General features: G+C 35.7%; 14 protein-coding genes and 2 pseudogenes. 4 read left to right on the forward strand and 12 right to left on the reverse strand.

Annotation, left to right across the window (positions count from 1 at the left end; translation table 11 throughout):
• Positions 1-204: 204 nt before the first annotated feature.
• Positions 205-1,398, forward strand: a complete 1,194-nt coding sequence (locus FVQ77_08270; protein ID MBW8050319.1) for a T9SS type A sorting domain-containing protein — start codon at positions 205-207, stop codon at positions 1,396-1,398.
• A 34-nt stretch (positions 1,399-1,432) separates the two neighbouring features.
• Here the strand turns inward: FVQ77_08270 and FVQ77_08275 are convergent, their stop codons facing one another.
• Positions 1,433-4,057, reverse strand: coding sequence for a tetratricopeptide repeat protein (locus tag FVQ77_08275; GenBank protein MBW8050320.1), 2,625 nt, complete (start codon positions 4,055-4,057; stop codon positions 1,433-1,435).
• A gap of 117 nt (positions 4,058-4,174) precedes the next feature.
• Between FVQ77_08275 and FVQ77_08280 the strand changes: the two genes are divergently transcribed.
• From FVQ77_08280 to FVQ77_08290, 3 genes are all read left to right on the forward strand, one after another.
• On the forward strand, positions 4,175-5,053 hold the full coding sequence (locus FVQ77_08280; GenBank protein MBW8050321.1) for a M23 family metallopeptidase: 879 nt from the start codon (positions 4,175-4,177) through the stop codon (positions 5,051-5,053).
• A 103-nt stretch (positions 5,054-5,156) separates the two neighbouring features.
• A complete protein-coding gene (locus FVQ77_08285) occupies positions 5,157-5,591 on the forward strand; it encodes a polymer-forming cytoskeletal protein (protein ID MBW8050322.1) in 435 nt (144 codons plus the stop codon).
• 190 nt (positions 5,592-5,781) lie between these two features.
• Positions 5,782-5,961: an AtpZ/AtpI family protein gene (locus tag FVQ77_08290; protein ID MBW8050323.1), complete on the forward strand. Its 180-nt coding sequence runs from the start codon at positions 5,782-5,784 to the stop codon at positions 5,959-5,961.
• 21 nt (positions 5,962-5,982) lie between these two features.
• Here FVQ77_08290 and typA read toward each other — a convergent pair whose 3' ends face one another.
• The 11 genes and pseudogenes from typA to FVQ77_08345 all read right to left on the reverse strand — a co-directional run bounded on the left by typA (position 5,983) and on the right by FVQ77_08345 (position 18,462).
• A complete protein-coding gene (typA, locus tag FVQ77_08295; GenBank protein ID MBW8050324.1) occupies positions 5,983-7,788 on the reverse strand; it encodes a translational GTPase TypA in 1,806 nt (601 codons plus the stop codon).
• Between the two features lie 167 nt (positions 7,789-7,955).
• On the reverse strand, positions 7,956-8,234 hold the full coding sequence (locus FVQ77_08300; GenBank protein MBW8050325.1) for a type II toxin-antitoxin system RelE/ParE family toxin: 279 nt from the start codon (positions 8,232-8,234) through the stop codon (positions 7,956-7,958).
• A complete protein-coding gene (locus FVQ77_08305; GenBank protein MBW8050326.1) occupies positions 8,231-8,437 on the reverse strand; it encodes a hypothetical protein in 207 nt (68 codons plus the stop codon). The genes FVQ77_08300 and FVQ77_08305 overlap by 4 nt, the downstream gene beginning before the upstream one ends.
• A gap of 70 nt (positions 8,438-8,507) precedes the next feature.
• A pseudogene (locus FVQ77_08310) lies at positions 8,508-9,080 on the reverse strand (Bro-N domain-containing protein).
• 6 nt (positions 9,081-9,086) lie between these two features.
• Positions 9,087-9,251 (reverse strand): annotated as a pseudogene (locus tag FVQ77_08315) (site-specific DNA-methyltransferase).
• Between the two features lie 241 nt (positions 9,252-9,492).
• Positions 9,493-11,949: a DEAD/DEAH box helicase gene (locus FVQ77_08320; protein MBW8050327.1), complete on the reverse strand. Its 2,457-nt coding sequence runs from the start codon at positions 11,947-11,949 to the stop codon at positions 9,493-9,495.
• A 10-nt stretch (positions 11,950-11,959) separates the two neighbouring features.
• Positions 11,960-13,375 carry a hypothetical protein gene (locus FVQ77_08325; protein ID MBW8050328.1) on the reverse strand — a complete coding sequence of 472 codons (1,416 nt, stop codon included), beginning with the start codon at positions 13,373-13,375 and terminating at the stop codon, positions 11,960-11,962.
• On the reverse strand, positions 13,372-14,538 hold the full coding sequence (locus tag FVQ77_08330; protein MBW8050329.1) for a type I restriction endonuclease subunit S: 1,167 nt from the start codon (positions 14,536-14,538) through the stop codon (positions 13,372-13,374). Before FVQ77_08330 ends, FVQ77_08325 begins: the two co-directional genes overlap by 4 nt.
• A complete protein-coding gene (locus FVQ77_08335; protein ID MBW8050330.1) occupies positions 14,531-15,385 on the reverse strand; it encodes a Bro-N domain-containing protein in 855 nt (284 codons plus the stop codon). Before FVQ77_08335 ends, FVQ77_08330 begins: the two co-directional genes overlap by 8 nt.
• Positions 15,382-16,833 (reverse strand): N-6 DNA methylase, encoded by a 1,452-nt coding sequence (locus FVQ77_08340; protein MBW8050331.1) that lies wholly within the window; start codon positions 16,831-16,833, stop codon positions 15,382-15,384. The genes FVQ77_08335 and FVQ77_08340 overlap by 4 nt, the downstream gene beginning before the upstream one ends.
• A 24-nt stretch (positions 16,834-16,857) precedes the next feature.
• The gene (locus tag FVQ77_08345) at positions 16,858-18,462 is read right to left on the reverse strand and encodes an aldehyde dehydrogenase family protein (protein ID MBW8050332.1); all 1,605 of its coding nucleotides are present in this window, start codon (positions 18,460-18,462) and stop codon (positions 16,858-16,860) included.
• Positions 18,463-18,516: the final 54 nt, after the last annotated feature.

An 18,516-nucleotide genomic window follows, 5' to 3' on the forward strand; every position in this document is an offset into this window, starting at 1 on the left:
CAAGATAGCTCCATTGATCAAACTTATAATGTAATTGCAACAGGTCAATATTTTGTAAAGGTTACAGACGCCAATGGGTGTACAGCAGATGATACTGTAACTATATCCGAACTCCCTGCTTTACCGCTTGATATAGGCTCCGATACATCAATTTGTTCTGGAGATACCTTCACCTTAGATGCCGGAAGTGGATATTCATCCTATTTGTGGTCGGATAGTTCTACCAGTCAAACAATAACAATTAATAGCAGCGATACAATATCTGTTCACGTAATAGATACCAATGGCTGTTTAACTGCTGATACAATATTTATTACCGTTAACCCAAATCCCGCTTTGAATCTGGGCAATGACACATTTTTCTGTCAAGGCAATACATTTATCTTAGACGCAGAAAATCCAGCGGCAAGCTACCTGTGGCAAGATAGCTCCATTGATCAAACTTATAATGTAATTGCAACAGGTCAATATTTTGTAAAGGTTACAGACGCCAATGGGTGTACAGCAGATGATACTGTAACTATATCCGAACTCCCTGCTTTACCGCTTGATATAGGCTCCGATACATCAATTTGTTCTGGAGATACCTTCACCTTAGATGCCGGAAGTGGATATTCATCCTATTTGTGGTCGGATAGTTCTACCAGTCAAACAATAACAATTAATAGCAGCGATACAATATCTGTTCACGTAATAGATACCAATGGCTGTTTAACTGCTGATACTATATTTTTAATAGTTTATCAAGTTTTTACAACTAATGATTTGGCCAGCATTTGTCAAGGGGATAGTATAGTTTTAGGAGGTGCATATCAAACAACCTCAGGAACTTATTATGATACCTCAATTACAATAAATGATTGTGATAGCGTAATTGTAACTACCTTAATTGTAAATTCATTACCCTTCATTACAAACATTATTGATACACCTATGCAAGGCAACAATAATGGAGCAATAAACCTGACAGTTACCGGTGCTACACCGCCTTATGCGTTTTTGTGGGATAATGGAGATACCACTGAAGATATTGATAGCTTAGTAGCAGGTACTTATCAGGTTGTGGTTACAGATTCATTGGGCTGCATTGATTCAGCAAGTATAGAAGTATTAGAAATAACAGGTATTATACAATCTTCATTAATAAATATCGACTTAAAAATTTACCCCAATCCTAATAATGGTAATTTTCAAATAAATTATCAAATACCTGCAAAGCAAGATGGAGCATTCGTAATTTATGATGTAATGGGCAGGAAATTAAAAACCTGGCAATTAGCAGGTGGTAAAAATAAGCTTTATATTACAGATATAAAATTGAATAATGGATTATACTTCTATCAGGTAATTGTAAATGATGGGGTAATAAAATCAAATAAATTATTGGTCATTAAATAAATTTATTAATACATTATCTAAAATCGTAAATTCTTTAATAATATTTCTCCCTAAAAAATGTCAAATAACTCTCCACATCTTTTGCCTGGTAAAATAAAGGAAAATTATCATCTGTGATCACAAATAGTTCATAATGAACATCTTTGTATTGTTTCAAGGGCGAATTATTTCCTTTATGGATGTTAAGATAATTTAGCGCTAAATTTTTATTACTAAATTCTTTAACCATGACTATGAACAAAGTATCGTTTAAAATGATATGCTTTGTTTTTAGGGCATCTGTTTCATAATAGGTTGTGTTATAATCAGAAAATTTAGTTAATATTTCATTATAAGACAAATTATCAGGAAATATTGCTACAAAAAAGTGTACTTTTTCAAGATCTTCAAAATAATTTATCTTCAATTTCTCTTCAATTTCTTCATTGACGACAGGGTTTCCTGAAATGTAATCGTTACAGGCTTTTAACAACTGTTTTGCGTAAGGGATCAAATTGCTTGATTTATACGCTGTGATGAAGCTTATCAATGCATTTTTGTATCTCAACGTATTATGTGTTTTTCCCAAAATTATAGCTTTTAATAAGATGATCCTGTCTTCGAAGTCACTATCAGGATATTTTGACAGGATATCATCCAAGGAGGCATTTGCCTGTGCATAATGTCGTATTTCATATTGTAGGTATGCAGATTTATAAAGTACTTTTACCTTTTCGTTGGCTATTTTATATACTTTCATGTAATCAGGATTTTTAATGATCTTTGCATAGAGTGACTTGGGAAATACACCGAGAATAATTTCTTTATACTTTTCAGACTGCTCTTCGTCAAGCTCTTTGTAAAGTATATGAAGTATATAGATCACTTCTACTGCATATTCATTATCAGGGAATCTTTTTAAGAGCTCTTTATAGGTTTTGATAGCATTTAGGGGTTCTTTGAGTTTTAAATTATAAATGTTTCCTAATTTATAATATGCATCTATGATCCTTTTATTAGATGCTTCAAGCTGCTCCACAGCGAAAGGGATGTTGTCATACATATCTTCTTTTTTTAGTCTTCCTTTACTGATGTCGTCTCCACTTTTTTTATTTGACATTGTACCAGAACCCTTATTATCAGGATCATCAAACGATAGTAATGTTTGCTTATTAGACCTTCTCCAGTTATCTTCTAATTTGCGGTTTCTCCATTTTGTTAAAAACTCCTGTTGCCCAAGGCTCATTGCACCTGGATTATAAAAATACCATTTGCCGCTGCTGCCGGCAGATGTATTGGGGTTGTTAAAGTTTTGCCATTGTGATCCCGATCCCGACATGTCGGGAGGGCTGTTTTGAGATTGTTGCTTCTTTTCAAGTTCTTTTTTCCTTTTTGCTTCATTTATTGCAATAATTTCATTAAGATATTTACTCAGCTTTGTAGTATCCATTTTGGCTAAACGCTGCAAACTGTCTTCCGTATAAATAATATTTATTTGCTCTACGAATTCTTCAAGCACTTTTTGCCTTTTTACTATGGCTTCATAATCTTCAGCGTTTTTATCCAGCGTGGCGATGGTGCTATCATAATAAGCCTTGGCAAGCTCATATTTTTGCAGGTTTTCAAAATGAATTTCACCCATTTTTAAATATGAATATGCTTTTTGATTGGCATTAGCAGTGCTAGCCCTGATGGACTCTTTAAGATATGTAATGGCTTTGAGGATATTATTTTGCTTCAACTCAAACTGTGCCATTTCATAATATATCTTGTCTCTGTATTCAACGTTTTTACTATCCCTGAGCAGTTTTTTGAAGTACTTTTGTATTCTTTTGATATCATGTGTTTTTGCGAGTTCGTAAACTTGTGCCATATAAAGCCTGGCATAAAATGTCAACTCGTAAGGTGGGTTATTTTTGAGCGTTGACCTGTAATGGAAGTATGCCTCATCGTCAGATCCCAATTTTTGATTGATTTGGCCAATAATAAAATGTATTCTGCCCTTTTTCTCTCTCTTGCCAATTAATGGTAAGGCTGAGGTTAAGTTTTTAATCACTTTTTCATAATCCGCTCTATTAAGGGGGGTAGGGGGGTGTTCAGCCAGCTTTTTGTGTAAGAAGGCTTTTGTCAGGTATAGCTCTCTGCTGTTATGTTTGTTTAATTTATCTTTTTCAATATGTTCGATTACCGCAAAGCAATTGTTGTATTCTTCAGTATGAATAAAAACTTGTATGAGCAAGATCAATGCCTGGTGTTTTGCATCATCATCTTCACTTTGGGTGTTCACATACTTAAAGGTGGTAATAGCATTTTCATAATCTTGCTTGTAGATCCTTGCCCTTCCTACAAGAATATAACAATCATCCACCCATTTGCTGTTCTTATGCCATTGGATAGGTAGTGAAGCTTTTTTGATGCAATCTTCAAGTAGGGGACTAATATTACTTATAGTGCCAGACTCAATTTCAGGAAATACCTCTAATACCCGGTTGAAATCATCATTGCGGTTATTATAAATAATTACTTCAGCCTCTTTCATTTTTTCTTTGGCAATAAAATAAGCATTATACCTGGCAGTGGTATTATGATATGCCTTGCTGATCATGTTATGTCTTTCTGAAGAACAGGAAAAAGCAAGAACTGAAATTAAGATAAAGTAAAATGAAAATTTATAAACCATAACTAACAAACGAATAAACTAACAACTAATTATAGGAGGCTTTGCAAAATTCAATTGAAAACAAAAACTCTAATTTTAATCATTTTATGAAATTATGTTCTACTTTTGTATTTTATTATGCCAAAGCAAAGAAAAACACTCTCTAATTGGTTAACGAATAGTTATTTACTGATCATTCGTAATAAGGAGAATTTTGCTGAAAAAACTACCATTAGTTTCAATTATGCAAAATTAATCGTTTTTGTGGTAATTTTAATCAGTATTTTGTCATTTATCAGCTTTTATTTAACAACCACTATTCTTGCAAAATGGTTTGATCCAAGATACGAACAAATTCAAACAAACAAAAAGTTGTTCTTCTTATCTTTTGCCGTGGATTCATTGGCTGAAGAATTAAACAGAAGAGATCAGTTTATTATGAGCATTAAGAAAATGATTGATGGAGAATTTGATACATTAGAATCCGGTAATAGTCTGAGTTATGAATCTTATACATCTACATCTCCTGTTATTAAGGAGATTGATCTTGATTATGTATCTCCGGTAGATTCTCAATTAAGAAGGGAATTTGAAAATGAAAATTATGATCTGGTATCTTTTCAAACTTATGAGCAGCATTCACTCTCTGATATTTTCTTTTTTTTGCCTTTAGATGGTATTGTATCTTCTGGTTATGATTTAAAAAATGGCCATCAGGGTATAGATATTGTTGCAAAAGAAAATGAACCTGTAAAATGTACTGCTGATGGTACGGTTATTCTCTCCTCATGGACAGATGATTCAGGTAATGTGATTGCTGTGCAGCATCGAAGCAATTTAATATCAATCTATAAACATAATTCGGTTTTATTAAAAAAAGTTGGTAACTTTGTGCGGACTGGTGAAATAATAGCCATAATTGGAAATACTGGCGCACTTACTTCAGGCCCTCATTTACATTTTGAACTGTGGTTTGATGGGAGTACAGTAGATCCAGAAGAATTTATTTTATTTTAATTGCAACATTATAGAACGAAAACCGTAGATTATAACCTTTCACACTAATTCACTAATTGGTGCAGGTGTGGAAGCAAAATTAAAATCTAAAATTAAAGAAGCTATGTTTGGAAACGAAGAAAAAGAATCTAAAAAAGAGTTGAAGGAATACAGTAATTCCAGCAACATCATTGGAAAAGGCACGGTAATAGAAGGTAATATCTCAACATTTGGCAATATTCGCATTGAAGGTAAAATTCTGGGCAATATTAAGACAAAGTCTAAAATTGCGCAGGGTGAATCTTCTGTTATTGATGGCAATATAGTAGCCCAAAATGCAGAGCTGGCTGGTGATATTAAGGGCGTTATTGAGGTTACTGATCTTCTTGTTTTGAAACCTACTGCCATTATTAACGGGGACTTAATTACTAATAAACTGGTAATTGAAGCCGGTGCATCATTTAATGGTAAATGTAAAATGGGTGCCGTGATCAAAGATATAAAGATTGGCGAAACCGGGCAGCAGGAAGATAAAGTCAAAGAAATCAAAACGGCTTAAAAGATTGTGTTCAGGTACTAAAGTGTTTACGTAGATCGTTAAGAACACTGGAATACATTATTGCGTAGCCGATATCCGGTATTAAGTTTCAAGCGGATAAATACTCTGTGGTTTATCCGTTGAGAGAACTACTGTCCTGCTTTTATTGAAAACCAAATCAACATCTCCCAGGAGTTCGTTTAACAGCTATATAAAATATTCCGGCCTGGCTTTTCAGATGCTTGCAGTGATCTTGGTAGGGCTTTATGGGGGTATTAAGCTGGACAAGTATCTAGAATTGCAATTCCCTGCATTTACCTTGGTTTTTACTTTATCAGGGGTGGTGGTATCCATGCTATGGGTGATCAAAGATGTGCTGAGAGGGAAATGAGTTTTAATATGGATATATTTATTACCCTCCCGATTTCTTTTCCCTCTTCCTTTCATGCTCAATAAGCAGTATCTTTCTTAAGCGAAAAGATTTTGGGGTTACTTCAACATATTCATCTTCTCCAATATATTCCATAGCTTCTTCCAATGAGAACTTTATTGCCGGAACTATTGACACTTTTTCATCTGAACCCGCAGCTCGCATATTAGATAGTTTTTTAGTCTTGATCACATTTATAACAATATCATCTTGCCTTGTACTCTCTCCTATCACCTGACCTGCATATATTTCTTCATTTGGATCAATGAAGAATTTACCCCTGTCTTGCAGTTTATCAATGGAATACGCAATTGATGTTCCTGTTTCCATCGCTATTAAAGCGCCATTTCTTTTACTCTGTATCTCACCTTTCCATGGCTCATACCCATTAAACCGATGTGAGACCACAGCTTCCCCTTCGGTAGCAGTTAATACAGGATTGGTAAGTCCGATGATACCCCTGGCTGGTATTTTGAATTCAAGATTTATCCTGTCGCTCTTTTTCACAATATTCAGAATATCGCCTTTACGCTTGGTAACGATCTCTATGACTTTACCGGAAAACTCTTCCGGCACATTGACATTTAACAGTTCTATCGGTTCATGCTTAAATCCATCTATTTCTTTTATCACCACCTTGGGCTGGCCTAATTGCATCTCATACCCTTCTCTCCTCATAGTTTCTACCAGGATAGATAAATGAAGAATGCCTCTGCCATAGACCATCAATTTATCAGGTGAATCTGTTTCTTCCACTTTTAATGCAAGGTTCTTCTCCGTTTCTTTAAACAGTCTTTCTCTGATATGCCTTGATGTAACAAATTTCCCTTCCTTACCAAAAAACGGTGAGTTGTTAATGGTGAATAGCATACTCATAGAAGGTTCATCTATTGAGATTGGTTTTAAAGCTTCGGGTTCATTAAGATCAGCAATGGTATCGCCAATGTCAAAGTTTTCAAGTCCCATTATGGCTGCTATTTCACCGGAATTAACTTCTTCTTTGGTTTTTTCTTTTCCTAATCCTTCGAATAGATAAAGTTCTTTGACAACTGATTTTTGGATTTGACCATTTCTCTGAACAATAGAGACCTGGTCTCCCATTTTAATGCTTCCTCTATGTACTCTTCCTACAGCGATTCTCCCTGTATATGACGAGTAATCCAATGAACTGATCTGTAATTGCAAAGTTCCGGGATTCTCTTTAGGTGGGTCAAAATATTCAATAATAGTATCTAACAACCAGGTAACATCATCAGTTGGTGTTTTCCAGTCGGCTCCCATCCATCCCTCTTTTGAAGAACCGTAAACAGTTGGAAAATTCAGTTGCTCTTCTGTAGCATCAAGAGAAAACATCAGATCAAAAACGAGGTCATTTGCCTCTTCCGGGTTACAATTTGGTTTATCAACTTTATTAATTACTACTATAGGTTTTAAACCCAGCTCTAATGCTTTTTGCAAAACAAATCGTGTTTGTGGCATGGGCCCTTCGAAAGCATCGACAAGTAACAGCACCCCGTCAGCCATATTTAAAACACGCTCTACTTCTCCTCCAAAATCTGAGTGGCCGGGAGTATCGATAATATTAATTTTTACTTCTTTATACCGGACTGATACATTCTTGGATAAAATAGTGATCCCCCTCTCTCGTTCCAGATCATTTGAATCCAGGATCAAATCCTGCACTTCCTGATTTTCCCTGAACAATTCCACCTGGTGTAGAATTCTATCTACCAAAGTCGTTTTTCCGTGGTCAACATGTGCTATAATGGCAATATTTCTTATATCCATAAATCAATTTTCCTTTCTATTTCCTGTTCAGCTACCGTTTGAAAAACAAGAACCCAGTGCCCAGAACCCAGAGCCAAGTAAAACCTTTGTACATTGGTTAGATTCCGGGTATTGCTTTTCTTGTCCCAAGTAATATATCATTACCACTTTTTGATGAAAAATGAAGTTTAAGGGAAAATCCTGTAAATGTCCTTCCTGTGAGCCACTCTTTCAACAATTATCAGATGGTTCTTTTTGTCAAGAGAAATGCCCATGCGGTAATTGCCAATTCTGATTTTATATTTGCCTGGATAACCGCTCATTTTTTCTAAAAAGCCAAGGGAAAAAGGATTATCTGTTTGAGGTAGTTCCTGAAAAACAATTGTTTCAATCCTTTGTTGAATCTGTTGAGGCAAATAATGAAGTTCTTTCAGGAATTTTTTCTTGAATTCCACTGTCCACCTCATCTGGCTTTTTTCTTTAAGGATTTATAAAATTGTTTTGCTTCCTGTAAAGTGAGCGATTTTTCTTCCTTTACTTCATCCATCAATTTTGCGAGTCCAAAATTTTCTATTACTTCTTCCATTCTGTTAAAATCATCCACAGGAATCTGCACCGCAATTTTTTTTTGGCTTTCATCAACAATGTAATTTTTTCGTATTTGTAACATATTGAATTATTGAGTTTAAACAAACTGTCATTTTCTACATTTGTTCTGCAAAGATAATGGTTAATTTATATTTTTTGTATTGTTTTACCGAAAACTCGCTCCATGCCTTGGTGATTTCATCGGTAAGGATGGCATATTCCTGCCCTTTCTTTACGCCTCTGTTATCCCCTTCATCGGTAAGTTCTTTTCTTACTTCAATGCTTTTGAGCCGTTGGTTAATCCATTCTTTGCTGTATCCTTTTTTGAGGTAGGTTTCCATTAATCGGTCAATGCCAATTTCAGGGTCTTCAATCTCATCAATTCGTTCACGGGCAACTTTTGCTATCCATAGTTTAAATGGTTCGGCTTTGGGTGAAGGAATAGATTGAATCAAACGAAAGAGTTGTTCTGTATCAGCTACATCGGTTTTGTAAAATTTGCCATCGGTTGATTGCATTTTCAGTTGGTTACAACTTGTAACCAACTGGCTTCCTTCTTTAATTAGCCGGTGTTTCAGCACCTTCCAATAATTGTTTGGGTTGGGGCTATCGGTTAAAATGCCAATAACATCAACAATTGAAAAATACCACTTTTCTTTGTTGTCGTCCCATAGGGACCGCACTTGTTTCTGCTCAAATAATTTTATGCTTGTTTTTTCAGCCATAACGTATTATTTAAATTGGTAAAAATCTTTGGTTACTTTTTTTTCTTCTTCGGTGCAAGCAAAATCTTTGTCGTTCAATGTAGAAAGGTTTACATACAGTTGGTTCTTATCAAGTAGCTCGCAAAGGTGTTGTTTCTGTTCTTTGAGTGAAAGGGCTTTAAATTCTTCTATATGTTCTTAATTGTCGGGGGCAAATGTACTGTTAATTGGTTATAATTCTTTCTGCTTTTTTCATTTTTCTGTGTCAATGAGCTACGAATTTTTATGTTATAACGAAATTGTCAAATTGGTACTCTTTTTTTGTGCGGAGGGGGCAAGCTTTTGGCAAGTTTTGGCTCGTGTGGGTGGTTTTTGAGCGACTTGCCAATGTGTATGACTGCGAAGCGTAGGCTATGTATTCTGTCAATTTTCATTAAGCTGCTTTAGTTTGATATAAATGTTTTTGAAATTCTATAAACAGTGTACTGATTTTTGAAACATCACCCAATACTTCTTTAGCATCTTCCAATGATTGATATTTATTTATTAGCAAGATTGGTAATTTTTCCTGGTCAAGTTCTTCAACTCCTGTTTCAATGTACTTGCTCAATACAAATTCTATAAATTCCTTTTGCTTGTCGTTAAGTAATGCAAAAATAGTAGCTTGGGCTGCTGCAACTCTTGCTTCTCGCGTTATCGGTTTTATGTCGCTGTTAAATACATATTCCAATACATCAAACAAGTCGCTTTTTTCTGCGTCAATTAGTTTTCTAAGGGTATTCAGTTCTTCTTTACCAAAACCTGCTTCGTCTAATTTTTCAAGCAATGTTTTTCTTGTCATTGGATGGCTCCAAATTATTCGCAATTCATCTTCGCTTTTAAAAAAGTCAGGAAGCGCTCCAAATAAATTATGTAAAAATTCTTCTGCCGAAATGGGTCTGCCGTCTGCACTCCAAAACGAAGTGGCAATCATGTGCTGAATTTCTCTTTCCTTTCCATCACGCAGTTTCACCTTTACTTTTTTTGGACAAACACAAGGGTATTGACCACATTTTGCACAAGGTTTTGGTGGTTCTTTTTCGCATATACAAGGACGTTGACCGCAAACTTTGCAAGGTTTTGGTGGTGTCTTTTCACAAACACAAGGTATTTCTCCACAGTATTGACAAGGGTCCTCTTCAACCGGTTCTCCATCCCATTCGGGGTCAGAAAATCGTTGATAAGCATCTACAAAATCGTAAATAGTAAAAAAATCTTTCCCATCAAATAATCGTGTGCCTCTACCTATTATTTGTTTAAACTCAATTATTTGGTTGACCGGTCGCATTAAAACAATGTTGCGAATATTTCTTGCATCTACGCCTGTTGAGAGTTTTTGCGATGTAGTTAGAATGGTTGGAATTAATTTTTCGTTATCTTGAAACTCACGTAAAAACTGTTCCCCTATTTCTCCGTCATTGGAAGTAACACGAACACAATAATTTGGGTCTTGACTTTTTTTGTATTGATTCACCAAATCACGAACTGCGGCTGCGTGGTCTTGTGTAGCACAAAAAATAATTGTCTTTTCATTCTGATTGACTTCGTCCATATATATCTGAACTCGTTTTGCCTCTCTTGCCTTAATTTCAATAATTTTATTAAAGTCAGGTTCTATATAAAGTTTGCCTTCTTCAATTTCACCTTCAATAATATCATCATCGCTTATGTAGATATAATCGTCAATCGTTGTTTTGATGCGTTTTACCTTGAATGGCGTAAGGAAACCATCGTTAATGCCTTCTTTGAGCGAATAGATATAAACCGGCTCACCAAAATATTTGTATGTATCTACATTGTCTTTACGCTTGGGTGTAGCAGTAAGCCCCAATTGAACGGCAGGCGAAAAATAGTCTAAAATCCCTCTCCAGTTTCCTTCGTCATTGGCTCCGCCACGGTGGCACTCGTCAATGATGATAAAGTCAAAATAATCCTTGGGGTACAGACCAAAATTATAGCTTATCGTTTCATACGCTACATGCGGTTCCGCAGCCAAGAGTATTTTGCCTTGTTCTTCTTCCTTATTTTTAGCCGGTATATTCGTCATAAATGACTGAAAAATGGTAAAAAAGATACTGCCGTTGGTGGGCACTTTCCCTTTTTTCTTAATCTCTTTGGGTTTTATGCGAACCATTGCATCTTCGGGAAATGCCGAAAAAGCGTTGAATGCTTGGTCTGCTAAGATATTTCGGTCAGCGAGAAATAATATTCTTGGTCGCCTGCCTCCGTCACGGTTTAAGTTCCATCGGGTTTGAAACAGTTTCCATGCAATTTGAAAAGCAATAGCTGTTTTTCCTGTTCCTGTGGCGAGGGTTAATAAAATACGGTCTTTGTTTTGAGCAACTGCTTCTAATGCGTTTTTTATGGCAATTTCCTGATAATAGCGCAATTGCCAGGTGCCACTTTTGTCTTCAAAGGGAACGGCAGCAAATTTTTCCCGCCATTCGTTCTGGTCGGAATAGGTTTTGTTCCAAAGTTCTTCAGGAGTGAGGTAATCAGTTACCAAACCTTCGGCACCGGTTTTCATACAGATGCTGTAAATTTCTTTTCCGTTGGTGGAGTAGGTTGTTTCTAATTTTAACTTTTCTGCATATTGTTTTGCTTGTGCCACACCTTCGCCAACTTCATCGTCATTGCTTTTTGCTTCAACAACAGCCAGTTTTATGCCTTTATAAACTAAGATGTAATCTGCAATTAATGGCTTCGTTCTCCCGCCACCTGCTTGTATTCTACCATCTGTAATTTTACAAACGTCTCTTTCACGAAGGATTTTAGAATTTTCCACAACTCCCCAACCACAAGCTTTTAGCTTTGGGTCTATTAGTTCTGCTCTTGTTTCCGCTTCGTTCATGATTTAATAATTATTGAATTACTATTTCTTCTGTTAAATCTATTTTTCTCAAAAGGTATTCAATACTTAGCATATCAAAATTCGGATTTCCAGATATAAATTTAAGCAATTTAAAAAAAACATTATTGTTTTCGGATGTATCGAACTTAGATTTCACAAGAGAATGCTCCTCACCTGTTTGCTCATCCCTTTCAATTAAACGCTTAGATTTATCTTCTGGCAAGAAATTATTGTACATCAAAACGAAAAGAGCTTCGAGGTGGATAAAAGCTCTTATTTTATCATTATCAATTCCTTTTGGGATCAAAACTGAAAATTCTGTAATTAAATCTTGTGGAGTAAATATTTTTAATTTAATCTTATCGTAAAAGTCTTTGTGAAAACTCTTTAAAAAGATAAGCACTAAATATAAGCCAGGAAAAAGATATTGATTTTCTTTAAAAAAGATAAGTCCGATGCGGGCATGTGCAAATACTTTTTCTTGCTGCCTGAGCGTTATATTTGCTTTTTCGAACAGGGGTGATGCTATTGCAATAAAAGAATTTTTATCGTTCACAAATTCGCTAATTTTTTTTCTATTTTCCGAATAAAAAAAAGTATTAAATTCAAAGTAGTCAAATAAATAATTACAAAACTCTTTTGTATTTGGTTCAGGAATTGAATACTCAACATCAATAAAGCGTCTTAAATATTCATCAGCATTAATTCTATCATTTCCATATACTCCCTTTACGGCATGGCATAACTGTGTTTTATCAATAGAGAGTACAAACACAATCCCGGAAACAGAAAAGAAATGTTTTATTTTTTCTAAAAGTTCAACTGCATAATTAGGGCGGCATCTATCTAATTCGTCAATAATAAATATGATTGGCTTATTATCCGTGGAATCTTTAATAAATTGTTCCAGACTTATTTTGAATTCTTTAAGTCCTTTTTTCTTTTGAGTATAATCTCTAATTTCTTCATCAAGAATTTCAGTAGCTCCTTTGGCAGTATTTTCAATTAGATCAACCAATACTTTAGTATCTATATATTTTTCAGCGAGCGCTTTTAGTAATTGCGGAAGGATGTTTTTTGTTAATACAGCCCCTTTTTCAATCAATGATTTAAAAGCTTTCTTAGTTTCCTTTTTGGTCAATAAATTTAATTCTGACATTATTGCTACTAAAGGATTAGCATCAAAATCATTTTCCCAAGCATTAAAATATAAAGTTTTATAACCCTTCGAGTTCAGTTGTTGCTTCCACATTTTCACAAATGTAGTTTTGCCTGTACCCCATTTATTATTAATTGCCAAAACAAAGCCATCCTGATAATTTTTAACAATTCCAGTAAGAGTATTCGCATATTTTTCTCTGTCTAATTTGCAATTGGAAAATGGTGCTGCTTCATTTATCTCAATTTCGATATGCTTTATTTTCATACAAGAATATTTATTTCTGATTTCATTAATTCTCCACTAAACGCCTTCTGCAAAATCGATTTTTTCAATTCTTCCAAATCTTCTATTTTTTGCTGATAAATAGCTTCTAATCTTTTGGTTTCGGTTGAGAGTGTTTCGAGTTTATTAACTATAATTTGTTGTTCTTCTAAAGATGATATTGGAATTGGATATGTCTTTAATTTGGTTCCGTTGATGTTTGCTTGATTTACACTTGATATAACAACTGTTTTGCCATAATCCATTGCCATTTCACTATTCAAATAGTAGTTTAAATAATCAGCATCTAATAAATTTTCTTTTCTGTGAATACGTATTAAATATCCTGCAAAAATTGCAGGCATTTCGCCTTTATATATCGCTGTTTTACCCACCAATTCTGGGCTATTTGTTCTATTAAATAAAACATCGTTATATTTTAGCAAATATTTCTTGTTATCTTCATCATTATCCGAATACACAAGATTATCCCAAGTAAATCTACCATTTTGAATATTGCCCATTCTTAATACTGGTAATTTCCCTTCGGGTTTTGATTTTGAAGATGAACCATATTCTACTCTTTCACAAACTGCACTTAATGGGATTTTTTTCCATTTTTTATCAGATAACACCCCTTGCAAATAACTCTCAAAAAGTTCTTTGGTGTTTTTGAGGTTTTGTTCGGCATTGGCTTTTGCTTTTGCTATGGCGGTAAAGGCTTGGTCTAAAATGGCTACAATTCGTTTTTGCTCGCTTAAAGATTTAGGGTATCTTATTCCGATATTTCTAAAAGCAGGAACATCAAGATTTTTTTGTGCAGTTCCTCTTGCAAGTGAATATATGTGGTCGTTCAGATAAAGCATTTGCAAGTTCAGAAAATCTTGCAAAATCTCTTTTGTGTTTTTGGGCTTAACAGTTAACCCACTATCATTAAGAAAAAATTCACCTTCAATAAATCGGGCACATTGTTCTGACATTGCAAATCTTGCCACAACTAAACAATTTTCTCTATTGGATTTGTCCATAAAAAATGTTGCCCCACCACCACCATAAACGGGATAAGTTGTTCCTCCATCTCTTTTATTGACCACCCTTGTTCCGTATTCAATTTCACAAGCATAATCAAGTTTTTTTATTTCCCAACCTTGTTTCATATCATTCATTCTCAATATTCTTAATATTGGGTTTATCTAAAAGTTTGTTGGCATTTTTGGCAGTTACAATTGGTTTTCCTGTTTGTTTTTCAATTTCCAGTCTTGCTTTTTTAGCAGCATTACCACCTTTACGGGCAATATCCTTATTTTCTTCCAATCCTTTTGGTCTCTTTTCTTTTGATATTTCTTTAGTAGAAGCTTCTGCTAACATATTCAAAACCAGTTCAAGGTTGCTCATATTATCTCGCAAGTTTTCTTTTTTAAGCCCTTTTAGTTTTTTGTAATTTTTTACGGTTTTATCTGCCCAGGCTTTGGTAATTTCATTGGTTAAAATAGCGTATTCCAAACCTTCTTTCATCCCTCGTTCTTGCCATTCGTCAGTCAGTTCTTTTCTGACTTCTATGCTTTTTAATCGCTGGTTTATCCATTCTTTGGAATATCCTTTTCTAAGGTATGTTTCCATAGCACGGTCAAAAGCCAATTCGGGGTCTTCTGTTTCTTCAATTCGCTGGTAGCCCACTTTTGCCAACCATAATTTAAAAGGTTCTGCTTTTGGCGATGGAATAGATTGGATTAGGCGTAAAAGTTGTTCTGTGTCAGCAATATCAGTCATTCTCATTTTTCCATCTTTGGCAAGCATTTTCAAACGGTTACAATTTGTAACCGTTTCATTTCCTTCTTTTAAAAGCCTGTGTTTTAATACTTTCCAGTAATTTCTTGCACCTTGAAAATCTTTTTGTTCTGTTAAAATTGCAATAACATCAATAATTGAAAAATACCAAAGTTCTTTTTCCTCGTCCCAATGGGTTCTTACAGCTTGCTTTTGGAATAATTGTATTTTATCTTCTTTGCTCATATTAGTTCTTTTATGGATTTTAAAATTGTGGCACTTTCTTCATCCAGGTACTTAATCTCGTTCAAAATTTCTTTAGGTTGGCGTAATGGAGTTTCTTCAGGTGTATTGGGGTTTTTGGCAGAAAGGTCGAAAGTATTTTGGTCAATGTCTTTTATATTTACTGCCCAGGAGTTTTCGCTTTCGACTTGTGTTTTTTGCAGTGCTACAAAGTCTGCCAAATCTTTTTCATTCAGAGGGTCTGTTTTCCCAAGGTTTCTGTTCAAATTCAGTTGGTAAAACCATGTTTTTTTAGTGGAGCTTCCTTTTTCAAAAAACAGTACAACCGTTTTTACCCCTGCACCTGTAAATGTTCCGCCCGGCAAATCCAAAACCGTATGTAAGTTGCAATTTTCTAAAAGCAGCTTTCGCAAACTAATAGAGGCGTTATCGGTATTGCTCAAAAAGGTATTTTTAATAACAACACCTGCTTTTCCGTCCGCTTTCAGGATTTTAACAAAATGTTGCAAAAACAAACTGGCGGTTTCACCGGTTTTTATCGGAAAGTTTTGTTGTACTTCAGCACGTTCTTTTCCACCAAATGGTGGATTTGCCAATACTACATCGTAACGGTCTTTTTCTTGTATGTCGGCAAGGTTTTCGGTAAGTGTATTAGTATGCACAATATTGGGGGCTTCCACACCGTGCAAAATCATATTCATAATACCAATAATGTAAGCCAATGATTTTTTTTCTTTACCGTAAAAGGTTTTTTTCTGTAAAGTAGTTACATCAGATGTGGAGAGTTTTTTGCTTTTCGTTAAATAGTCAAAGGATTCAACCAAAAAACCTGCTGAACCTACCGCACCATCGTAAATGGTATTCCCTATTTCAGGAGCTACCACTTTAACAATGGTTTTAATCAAAGGTCGTGGAGTGTAATATTCGCCACCGTTACGCCCTGCATTGCCCATATTTTTGATTTTGCCCTCATACAAATGGCTCATTTCGTGCTTTTCTGCGTGGGTTCTAAAACGGAGTTCGTCAATATGGTTTACTACTTCACGTAGGTTGTAACCACCTTGAATTCTATTTTTCAGTTCGCTAAAAATCTCTCCAATTTTGTATTCAATTGTATTGGCGTTTTCGGCATCAGTTTTAAACTTTTTGAGATAAGGGAAAAGCTCGTTATTCACAAAGTCGGTAAGGTCATCACTAGTTAAAGCATTGTGGTCTATTTTTCCAGTTTCCAATTTTGGAGCTGCCCATGTTGTCCATTGATATTCGGGAGTAATAATATTGGTGTAGGTTTTCCCTGAAAGTTCGGCTGCTGTCTTTTTATCTTTTTCTAAATCGTCCAGATATTTTAGAAACAACACCCAAGAGGTTTGTTCTACATAATCTAATTCGCTTCCGCAACCTGCATCTTTGTGGAGTATGTCGTCTATATTCTTAAAAGTCTGTTCAAACATTTATTTTCTTCCTATTTATCATTATCAAACATCAAACTCAATCCCCTGCGCCAATGGCAACTCTTTACCAAAGTTGATGGTGTTTGTCTGGCGTCTCATATAATATTTCCAGGCATCGGAACCTGATTCCCTGCCTCCGCCTGTATCCTTCTCACCGCCAAATGCGCCCCCTATTTCTGCTCCTGAAGTGCCGATGTTCACATTTGCTATTCCACAATCCGAACCCAGGTGTGATAAAAACTTTTCAGCCTCCTGGAGGTCGTTTGTGAATATTGCCGAAGACAAGCCCTGGGGTACATCATTGTGCATAGCAATGGCTTCCTCTAAAGTTTTGTACTTTATGAGGTAGAGTAGGGGAGCAAAGGTCTCCTCTTTTACAATATCAAAGCTGCTTTCCACCTCTGCAATACAGGGAACAACATAACAACCCGAAGAATATTTATCGCCTTCCGGAACTTTGCCTCCATAAATAATTTTTCCTCCCTCTTTTTTTACTTTTTCAATGGCGTTGTGGAAATCCTTAACAGCCTTGGTATCAATCAAAGGGCCTACATGGGTTTCTTTATCCAAAGAATGGCCTGCTTTCAATTGTTTGTAGGCAGCGGTAAGCTTGTCTTTAAATAGGTCATACACAGGTTCCTGGATGATCAGCCTGCGGGTAGAGGTACAACGCTGGCCGGCTGTTCCGACAGCCCCAAACAACACGGCTCTTAAGGCCAGGTCTATATCAGATTTTTTGGAAATGATGATGGCATTATTTCCTCCTAATTCCAAAATCATTTTGCCCAATCGTTCGCCAACAATTTTTGCTACTTTCCTTCCTAAAGGCACGGAGCCGGTGGCAGAGATCAAAGCTACCCTTTTATCAGCTAAAAAATCATCGCCTACATACTTAGAGCTTGATGCGATCAGGTTCAATACGCCTTCGGGAACATTATTTTTTTTCAATACCTCAACAATAATATTATGTACGGCTATGGCACATAACATCACTTTTGAAGAGGGCTTCCAAACCACCACGTTTCCGCAAGCAAGGGCGATCATCGCATTCCATGCCCAAACGGCAACGGGGAAGTTAAAAGCTGATATTACTCCCACAATACCTATAGGATGATATTGCTCATACATTCTATGCTCCGGCCGCTCAGAATGCATTGTAAACCCATACAGTTGGCGGGATAGCCCGACAGCATAATCGCAGATGTCTATCATCTCCTGTACTTCACCTAAACCTTCCTGGTAGATCTTACCCATTTCATAAGCCACCAGCTTGCCAAGAGGCTCTTTGTGTTTCCTCAATTCATTACCAATTTGCCTTATAATTTCACCGCGCTGTGGCGCTGGTATCTTCCTCCAATCTTTGAAGGCTTCCTGTGCTTTTTTAATTATTGTTTCATAATCATCCCAGGTGCCTTGCTTGATTTTAGCAATCAATTTACCATCGCCAGGGGAGTACGATTCAATGACCTCTCCTGAAGTTTCTAACCATTTGGTACCGGTAGAAGCGCCATTGTTAATTTGACCGATTCCTAATTGACTTAAAGTTTCCCGGATTTTGTAAATATCCCGGCTTTGCTCCCGGCCTTTGTTACGTGTCTGGCTGGAGGAGGCTGTTAATATTGTTTCCATTTGTTAAGATTTTTAGTTATACCAAGCATTGACAAAAATAGTAAAGTCACCACT

The sequence above is a fragment of the Cytophagales bacterium genome (assembly GCA_019456305.1).
GTDB lineage: Bacteria > Bacteroidota > Bacteroidia > Cytophagales > VRUD01 > VRUD01.